This is a genomic window from Acinetobacter sp. (genome assembly GCF_039596015.1).
Classification (GTDB): Bacteria; Pseudomonadota; Gammaproteobacteria; order Pseudomonadales; family Moraxellaceae; genus Acinetobacter.
The window spans coordinates 96843-106222 of record NZ_JBCNKN010000008.1 but is presented as its reverse complement, the minus strand read 5'-3'; the positions used below and the strand labels follow the sequence as shown (position 1 = coordinate 106222).

General features: G+C 40.4%; 10 protein-coding genes. All 10 read right to left on the bottom strand.

Annotation, left to right across the window (positions count from 1 at the left end):
* Positions 1-179: 179 nt before the first annotated feature.
* The 10 genes from alr to cyoA all read right to left on the bottom strand — a co-directional run bounded on the left by alr (position 180) and on the right by cyoA (position 9134).
* Positions 180-1253, bottom strand: coding sequence for an alanine racemase (gene alr, locus ABDV70_RS09775; RefSeq protein WP_343597403.1), 1074 nt, complete (start codon positions 1251-1253; stop codon positions 180-182).
* Between the two features lie 18 nt (positions 1254-1271).
* Positions 1272-2717, bottom strand: a complete 1446-nt coding sequence (gene dnaB / locus ABDV70_RS09770; protein WP_343597402.1) for a replicative DNA helicase — start codon at positions 2715-2717, stop codon at positions 1272-1274.
* 186 nt (positions 2718-2903) lie between these two features.
* Positions 2904-3350, bottom strand: coding sequence for a 50S ribosomal protein L9 (gene rplI / locus ABDV70_RS09765; RefSeq protein WP_343597401.1), 447 nt, complete (start codon positions 3348-3350; stop codon positions 2904-2906).
* 12 nt (positions 3351-3362) lie between these two features.
* The gene (gene rpsR / locus ABDV70_RS09760) at positions 3363-3590 is read right to left on the bottom strand and encodes a 30S ribosomal protein S18 (protein WP_004928375.1); all 228 of its coding nucleotides are present in this window, start codon (positions 3588-3590) and stop codon (positions 3363-3365) included.
* A gap of 14 nt (positions 3591-3604) precedes the next feature.
* A complete protein-coding gene (rpsF, locus tag ABDV70_RS09755) occupies positions 3605-3994 on the bottom strand; it encodes a 30S ribosomal protein S6 (RefSeq protein WP_343597398.1) in 390 nt (129 codons plus the stop codon).
* Between the two features lie 261 nt (positions 3995-4255).
* Entirely contained in the window at positions 4256-5134 is an 879-nt protein-coding gene (gene cyoE / locus ABDV70_RS09750) for a heme o synthase (protein WP_343597396.1), read from the bottom strand.
* A gap of 10 nt (positions 5135-5144) precedes the next feature.
* Positions 5145-5471 carry a cytochrome o ubiquinol oxidase subunit IV gene (gene cyoD / locus ABDV70_RS09745; RefSeq protein ID WP_343597394.1) on the bottom strand — a complete coding sequence of 109 codons (327 nt, stop codon included), beginning with the start codon at positions 5469-5471 and terminating at the stop codon, positions 5145-5147.
* On the bottom strand, positions 5468-6091 hold the full coding sequence (cyoC, locus tag ABDV70_RS09740) for a cytochrome o ubiquinol oxidase subunit III (protein ID WP_343597392.1): 624 nt from the start codon (positions 6089-6091) through the stop codon (positions 5468-5470). The genes cyoD and cyoC overlap by 4 nt, the downstream gene beginning before the upstream one ends.
* A 4-nt stretch (positions 6092-6095) precedes the next feature.
* On the bottom strand, positions 6096-8087 hold the full coding sequence (gene cyoB, locus ABDV70_RS09735; RefSeq protein WP_343597390.1) for a cytochrome o ubiquinol oxidase subunit I: 1992 nt from the start codon (positions 8085-8087) through the stop codon (positions 6096-6098).
* Between the two features lie 3 nt (positions 8088-8090).
* Positions 8091-9134, bottom strand: a complete 1044-nt coding sequence (gene cyoA, locus ABDV70_RS09730) for a ubiquinol oxidase subunit II (RefSeq protein WP_343597388.1) — start codon at positions 9132-9134, stop codon at positions 8091-8093.
* Between the last annotated feature and the right edge of the window lie 246 nt (positions 9135-9380).

The window sequence follows — 9380 nt, the reverse complement described above, 5'->3', positions numbered from 1 at the left end:
TTTGATTTGATTTGATTTGATTTGATTTGATTTGATTTGATTTGATTTGATTTGATTTGATTTGATTTGATTTGATTTGATTTGATTTGATTTGATTTGATTTAGATAGCAAATACATCATAAATTTTTTATAAAAAACAGGATGCTATTTCATTTTAGCATCCTGTTTTTGTATTTTATTATTTGACTATGCGCACTGGACGATTGCTTAGGCGACATAACAACTCATAGCCGATAGTACCATTAGCTTTGGCAACATCATCAACCAAGCGTTGTTCACCCCATAATTCTACAGCATCGCCAATGGATGCATTAAGACCTGTAACATCAATCGACATCATATCCATACTGACACGACCAAATAAATTTACAGTCTGGTCATTTACAACAACCGTGTTTGGGCTGACATAAGCCCGAGGATAACCATCACCATATCCAATTGAAACGATTGCGATATCCATTTCTTTTTCAGCAGTGACTGTTGAGCCATAGCCTACTTTTTCACCTGTATGAATATGATTCAAGGCAATAATTTCTGCACTAAAGGTCATGACTGGTTTTAAATCGAGGTCATGCACCGAGCGATCTGCAAAAGGAGATGCACCATACAGCATAACGCCTGGGCGAACATAGTCGAAATGAAGTTCAGGCCATTTGATGATGGCAGCAGAATTACAGCAAGAACATAAAATAGGAGCGCAAGCTTCACGAACCTGTAAAAATTGTTGTTTCTGCTGTTCGTTCATTGGATGATCATCGCTGTCTGCATTTGCAAAGTGCATGGCGAGGACACATTCAAAACCATCAGCCTTTAAGCTTTGAATGACATTAATAATTTCAGGAAATTTAAAACCAAGACGGTTCATGCCACTATTGAGCTTTACCCAGACTTTTAATTTTTTTTCTTGATATTGGGTTTTATATTGACGTAGCCAGTCGAGTTGCTGTTGATGGTGGATCATACATTCAAAATGATTGTCCAACACAATTTGCATTTCATCTTCGCTGAAGACACCTTCAATGAGGGTGACAGGTTGGTTAAATCCAAGTTGGCGAATCTCAATGGCTTCTTCTAGACATGCAACTCCGAATGCGTCAGATTGGGCAAGGGCAGAGAGGCTGTTTTCTAGGCCGTGACCATAAGCATTGGCTTTAACCATGCTGACTATTTTAGCTTTAGGTGCGAGCTGTTTAACTCTATTTAAATTATATTGTAAAGCATCTCGGTTAATTGTAACTGTTGCTTGGCGCACCTTGAAACTCCTTAAATGTTACTCATCATCATCAAATTGGTTGTAATATTCGGGTGAAAGATTACTAAAACGAGTATATTGCCCTTCAAAAGCCAAACGTACAGTACCAATTGGGCCATTACGCTGCTTGCCAATGATAATTTCGGCAGTACCCGCTTCTTTAGATTCTTTGTTATAGACTTCATCACGATAAATAAACATGATTAAGTCGGCATCTTGTTCAATTGCCCCCGATTCACGCAAATCCGACATAACAGGACGTTTATTTGGGCGGTTTTCCAGACTACGGTTAAGCTGTGAAAGAGCAATAACAGGGCAGTTCATTTCTTTGGCCAAGGCCTTTAAGCTACGTGAAATCTCACCAATCTCACCAACACGGTTGTCGCCCATACCCGGAACTTTCATGAGCTGTAAATAGTCGATCATGATACAACCGAGTTTTCCGCCATGTTGTTTTGCGACACGTCTGGCACGCGCACGCAATTCGGTTGGTGGTAAAGCAGATGAGTCATCAATATAAAGCTGCTTTTCTTGGAGTTGCAAAATAGTCCCTGTTACTTTTGACCATTCATCACTGTCAAGTTTCCCTGAACGTAAATGGCCTTGATGGACTTTGCCGTAAGAGGAAATTAAACGCATGGCAATCGAGTCTGCTGGCATTTCCATTGAAAAGACTAGAGCAGGTAAGTTACAGTTAAATAGAACACTTTCTATAAGGTTCATGGCAAATGTTGTTTTGCCCATAGACGGACGTGCTGCAACGATGATCATATCGCCAGCTTGCATACCAGAGGTTTTGTTGTCCAACTCTACAAAGCCTGTCGATAGACCTGTAATATTCCCTTCGAGCTGAGAGAGTTCGCTGAGTTTATTGAAGACATTCGATACGACAGCAGTAATGGGCTGAGGCCCTTCATTCTTTTTATTGTTATTGTGTTGTTCTGCGATGGAAAAAATATTCGTTTCAGCTAAGTCTAAAATTTCACTTACACTTCTGCCTTTTGTGTCATAAGCATTGAGTAAAATTTCATTACTTGCCTTAATCATGCTACGAAGTGTGGCAAATTCTCGAATTTTAGTTGCATATGTTTCTAGGTTATAAAAACTGGCAGGAGAATCAGACATAAGTTGCATCAGGTAGTCTTCACCACCGATAGCATCAAGTAAATTCTGTTTGACTAACCAATCATTGACGAGAACAGCATCATAAGGTGAGCTTTCTTGTGCAAGTTTATCAATGGCACGGAAAATATATTTATGACGTGTTGCATAAAAATCATTTTCATTCAGGATATCACTGACTTGTTCAAATGATTCAGCAACGGTCATTAGTGCCGCAAGTACCGCCTGTTCAATGGACAAGTTGTGTGGGGGTGTCCGAAATTCTTTCAATGGGCCTGTTTCTATGTTCTTGTTATCAGAAATAGGGGACTTTGCGGTTGTTTTGGCATTCGCCTGAGACATAAAGAACCTTGAGAACGATAAAGCGAAAAGAGAGAAAGATCTGTCTGCTATCTTAAAACAAAAGTTTAAAACTGCATAATCTTATTAACAATTCAAAAAACGGGATGAATCAGAAAAAACTATTAAAACGATTTGTTAGACATAAAAAAAGAGCATGCAAATGCATGCTCTTTTTTTTGCAGAGAATTACTCAGAAACGATAGTAACAAGTACTTCTGCAACAACATCATGATGCAATTGGATTGCGATGTTGAATTCACCAGTGTGACGAAGCGCACCGTTTGGTAAACGAACTTCTGCACGGTCAACATTTAGACCAGCATTCGTTAACGCGTCAGCGATGTCACGAGTACCGATAGAACCGAATAATTTACCTTCATCACCAGCTTTAGCAGTGATTACGATATTTACTTCGTTCAATTGGTCAGCACGCGCTTGAGCAGCAGCTAAAATTTCAGCTTCTTGTTTCTCAAGTTCAGCACGACGAGCTTCAAAAGCAGTTGTATTTGCTTCAGTAGCAGCTACAGCTTTACCTTGAGGGATAAGGAAGTTACGGCCGTAACCAGCTTTAACTGAAACTTTATCACCTAGTTTACCAAGGTTTTTAATGCGTTGTAATAAGATAACGTCCACAGCTCACCTCACTTACTTATGGTTGTCAGTGTACGGAATCAATGCCAAGTAACGCGCTTGTTTGATTGCAAGAGCTAATTGACGTTGATAACGAGCTTTAGTACCTGTGATACGGCTAGGAACAATCTTGCCGTTTTCAGTGATGTACTGTTTTAAAGTGTCGATATCTTTGTAATCGATGTACGCAACATTCTCAGCTGTAAAGCGGCAGAACTTGCGACGACGGTAAAAACGTGCCATTGATGTTCTCCTTATTACGCTTCAGCAGAGTCTTGAGCAACTTGAAGTGCTTCTTCACGTTGAGCTTTACGCGCACGTTTTTCTTCAGCACTCTTAGCAAGCAAAGACTCTTCAGTGATTGCGTGTTCACGACGGATGATAAGGCTACGAATAATTGCATCGTTATAACGGAACAATTCTTCTAGTTCGTCAAGAGTCGTTTGGCTACATTCAACATTCATTAAAATGTAGTGAGCTTTATGAATCTTGTTAATTGGGTAAGCCAATTGGCGACGGCCCCAATCTTCTAAGCGGTGAATTTGACCTTCAGCTTCTTTAATTTGTGAGATATAGCGTTCAACCATACCCACAACTTGATCGCTTTGGTCTGGATGTACCAATAGTACGATTTCGTAGTGACGCATTGTCAGCTCCTTACGGTTTATGCAGCCCCTAAAAATATATTTTAGAAGCAAGGAGTCTCGATAAATTATCGAGTCGCAAATTGCGAAGGCTGAATTTTATAAGATAAGGCGAGCTAACTCAAGGAAAAAGATGTTTATTTAGCAGACTTTTTTGAAAAACAAGGTGATGGTGATGAAATAAAGAAAAAGATGAAAATCTGTTTTATTGTAAAATGGATATGGAAAGATAAAAGTAGAGTGGAAAGTCCACTCTAGCTGATATCAAAAAATTGGTAAATGTGGGGCAGGAGATTGATAGCTAAAGCTGAAGCTTAGACTTAACGCAGTAATCAGAATGACTGAATACAAAAAGTAGCGTTTTGCCCAAAGCTGATTATTTTCCGCTTTAAAGCCAATAATCGATAAGTACACCCAATATGCACATAAAGCGTTAAAGGTGATTAAGAAAAAGACATTGGTATAGCCAAAGCAATATAACCCATTGAGTACCGCAGTAAATAAAAGTACATAAATTAAAGACTCAATCTTTGTACGCAATATAGAGCGGGCCACGGGCAAAATTGGAATGCCTGCTTTTTGATAATCATCAAAACGATAAATTGCAATTCCCCATGAATGAGGCATTTGCCAAAGTGCATACGCTAAAAAGACAAGTAAAGCGGCAACATCAAATTCATGGGATACAGCAGTGTAACCAATGACAGGAGGGCAGGCACCAGAAATGCTACCAATCACAGTTTGATGAATGGAAGAACGCTTTGACCATAAGCTATATAGGCAAACGTATACAATAAAACCAAGCACTGCAAAAGCAGTTGCATAGAGATTAACGAAGAACAGTAGGATGCCTAATCCAAGTGCACCTAAAATAGTGGCATAAATTAATGCAATTTTAGGTTCAACAGTTTTCTTTACTAAGGCGCGATTTTGTGTGCGTTCCATTTTATGATCGATGTCCTGATCGATAAAATTGTTGACGACACAACCAGAGGCAACAACAAGTGTTGTTCCTAAGAGTGTAAAGAAAAGTAAGAGGATATCTACAGCGCCTTGGGCGGCTAAAAAGAAGCCGCCCAAGGTGGTAACGAAGTTACCAAAGAGTATCCCTGGTTTAGTCAGGAATATGTACTTTTTTAGCATGACAACCAGTTTAGATCATCATGTTGTAATGTAGATAATTCATTACCCAAACCGAACCAATCAAAAGAATAGCTACAGTTAAGATCGTGTAGATAAATGCAATGACATTCCAACGTTGTTCTTCTGAAGAGTTCATGTGCAAGAAGAAAATTAATTGCACTAGAACCTGAACAATCGCAGTAATCCCAACAACTGCAAGTAATAAGCCACGGCCAAAACCGCCGCTCATCACCATTCCAAAAGGAATGATGGTGAGTACGATTGATAGGATGAAGCCAACAGTATATTGCTTCATGTTACCGTGAGATGCATCGGATGAATGATGATCATGACTCATGAGATAACTCCCATTAAGTAAACAACACTAAATACACAGATCCAGACGATGTCTAGGAAGTGCCAGAACAAGCTTAAGCAAGCTAGGCGACGTGTATTTGGTAGTGTTAAGCCATTTTTCTTGATTTGGAACATTAAGACAAGCATCCACACTAAACCAGAAGTTACGTGGATACCGTGTGTACCAACCAAAGTAAAGAAGGCAGTCAGGAAAGCACTGTGGCTCGGGCCGTGACCTTCAACAACAAGATGATGGAATTCGTTGATTTCCATGCCGATGAAGATCGCACCAAAAACCCAAGTCACAATCAACCATGTTAAAACGCCATTCACGTTATTTTTGTAACGTGCAAGTACCGCAAATCCGAATGTTACAGATGAAATCAAGAGTGCAAATGTTTCAATTAAAACATAGCTTAAAGATTCGCTGAACAAATCGAACGGGCTTGGTGTGCCTGCTGGTACGTGTGTATGTAATACAACGTATGCGATGAAGAGTGTACCGAATAAAATCAAGTCACTCATCAAGTAGGTCCAAAAACCAAAGACGGTGATGTCTGTATCATCGTGATGATGATGCTCGTCATGTCCGTGGTTTGCGTGATGAAGTACTTCAGCCATTGTCTTAGTCCTTCTTCAAGTGTTTTTCAAGGATGGCAAAGCGTTCGTTTTCAATGCGCTCAACTTCAGCAGCAGGAACGTAGTAATCTACTTTTTTAGTGTTCGAGCTGTTAATGAAGGTAATGATTGTTGAAACGAAAGCAAGTACAACAAGCCACCAAACATGCCATACCAATGCAAAGCCCATTACAGTGATTAACATTGCCAATGCAAAGCCCGCTGCGCGGTTAGTTGGCATATGAATATCTTCGTAGTGAGTTGGTTTTACATAAGCAACGCCATTTTCTTTGTCTAACCAGAAACGGTCGATATGTTCGCCATCTGGAATATGAGCAAAGTTATAAAATGGAGCAGGAGATGATGTCGCCCATTCAAAAGTACGAGCATCCCATGGATCGCCTGTGAAATCGATGTTTTGGTTACGTTGTAAGAAACCAACAACAATTTGCATTACGAAACAGATGATACCAAGTGCAACAAGTACTGCACCAAACATTGCGATTGCAACGTATGGATCCCATTCTGGGTTGTCATATGTATTCAAACGACGAGTCATACCCATGAAACCAAGGATATAAAGTGGCATGAATGCAAAATAGAAACCAATGAACCAGAACCAGAATGCTGCTTTACCCCATGCTTCGTTTAAACGCCAGCCAAACATTTTTGGCCACCAGTAGATGATACCAGCGAATAAGCCGAATACCACACCACCAATAATTACGTTATGGAAGTGAGCGATCAGGAATAAAGAGTTGTGTACAAGGAAGTCCGCAGGTGGAACTGCCATTAATACACCAGTTAAACCACCGATACCGAAAGTCACAAGGAAGCCAAGTGTCCAAAGCATTGGTGTAGTAAAGGTAATGCGACCTTTGTACATGGTGAATAACCAAGAGAAGATTTTCACACCAGTAGGAATCGCAATAATCATGGTCATGACACCGAAGAACGCGTTAACGTTGGCGCCTGCACCCATTGTAAAGAAGTGGTGAAGCCATACAATCAATGACAATACAGCGATTGCGACAGTTGCATACACCATTGTTTTGTAACCGAACAACGCTTTGCGAGAGAAGGTCGGTACAACTTCTGAGTAAATACCAAATGCTGGTAATACCAAGATATATACTTCTGGGTGACCCCATGTCCAAATCAAGTTCACATAAAGCATTGGGCTACCGCCAAGCTCATTGGTGAAGAAATGGAAACCGAAGTAACGGTCAAGTGTTAGCATTGCAAGTGTTGCAGTTAACACAGGGAATGTCGCAATTACAAGAACGGCAAACATTAATGCTGTCCAAGTGAAAATTGGCATATCCATGAGTTTCATGCCAGGTGCGCGCATTTTGATGATGGTTACAAAGAAGTTAACCCCCGTCAAAAGTGTACCTAGACCTGAAATTTGTAGCGACCAGATATAGTAGTCAACACCAACACCAGGAGAGTATTGAATACCAGAAAGAGGAGGGTAAGCCATCCAACCTGTTGCAGCAAATTCACCTAAAACAAGTGAAGCCATTACTAAACCAGCAGCACCAGCGAATGCCCAGAAGCTGAAAGAGTTAAGTAAAGGGAATGCAACGTCGCGAGCACCAATTTGTAAAGGTACTGCAATGTTAATCAGACCAGCAACAAGGCCCATTGCCACGAAGAAGATCATGATCACACCGTGAGCGGTAAAGATCTGATCGTAATGGTCAGGGTGTAGGTAACCTTCACCGCCGCCACGAGCAAGGAACAATTGTAAACGCATCATGAACGCATCAGCGAAACCACGAAGTAGCATTACAACTGATACAAAGATATACATGATACCAATTTTTTTATGGTCTACAGATGTAAACCACTCTTTCCAGAGGTATTCCCATTTTTTGAAATAAGTGATACCTGCAAGAACAGCAAACGCACCGATAGCCATGATAGCCATCGTTACAAGTACGATTGGTTCTTTGGGGATAGCACCCCATCCAAGTTTACCTAATAGCATGTCCATGTCTTATTCCCCTGCAGACGCTTCATGTTGCATGTTGGCATGAGAAGCATTTTGTTCTGCACCATGGTAATTGCTCATGTACTTGTCAATGACTTTCTTGAACAATCCAGTTTCAACTGAAGCATAGTAAGTTACTGGGTGTGGCTTAGTTGGGTATGGACCCAAACGTTCAGCTTCTGCAGCAGCAGCTTTTTCTTCAGGTGATTTGGCATCAGCTAACATACCTTCGATTTGGTGTTTAGAACGCTCACCATCACGTAGTGCTTGAAGCCCTGCAAAATCAAGGTTCTCTTTTTGAACAGCAGCGGCATTTATTTCAGTGCCTTTACCAGCTTTAACGTCAGCAACCCACTTATCGAAGTCTGCTTTTGTCACGCTGTGTGCTTTAAAGTGCATTTGAGAGAAACCATAACCACTATAGTTAGAAGAGAAACCACGGAATTCACCTGGTTCATTTGCTAACACATGTAGGTGGGTTTGCATGCCTGCCATTGCATAAATTTGACCTGCTAACTGAGGAATGAAGAATGAGTTCATTGTAAAGTCAGAGGTAATATGGAAGTGAACAGGTGTTTGCTCAGGGAAGCGTAACTCATTGACTGTTGCAATTTGTTGCTCTGGATATACGAATACCCATTTATATGGCTCTGCAATGACTTGAATATCAACAGGTTTAGTTGTTGCTTCAGCGTCAAGCGGGCGATATGGGTCATATTGGTGAGAACCCCACCACGCAATATAAGCAAGAATCGCAATAATAATGATAGGTACGCCCCAAACTACGATTTCAATAGTAGTTGAGTGTGCCCATGTAGGTTTATAGTCTGCATCTTTATTCGACGCGCGATATTTCCAACCAAACCAAAGTGCCATGATGATTGAAGGAATCACCACCAAAAGCATAAGATAGATCGCTGTCATCATGAGTCCACTTAGACCATGAGCGACAGGACCTTTTGAGTTTAGAAGTACTAAATCACCACCACACCCTGTTAAGAGTGCAGAAATCGTAGATAAAGACAATACAGCTAATATCGTTTGTCTCATTTTACAACCTCGGTGAAGAGTCCCATTTACATTTAGGAAGATGGGATAGCGATCATAGTGACGGATGCTCTTGTTGGATACTTTATTTATAAGAAAGTCATAACTTAAGCATACTGGCACCGCTACATTGTTGGGCATTATGCCCTATATTCATAAACTACGCCATATTTAGCGCGAGTAAAAAGAAGTTATTTAAATCCAATAGATTAAGTAGGATTTCAAAATGCAAAAATAAAAAATGAGATA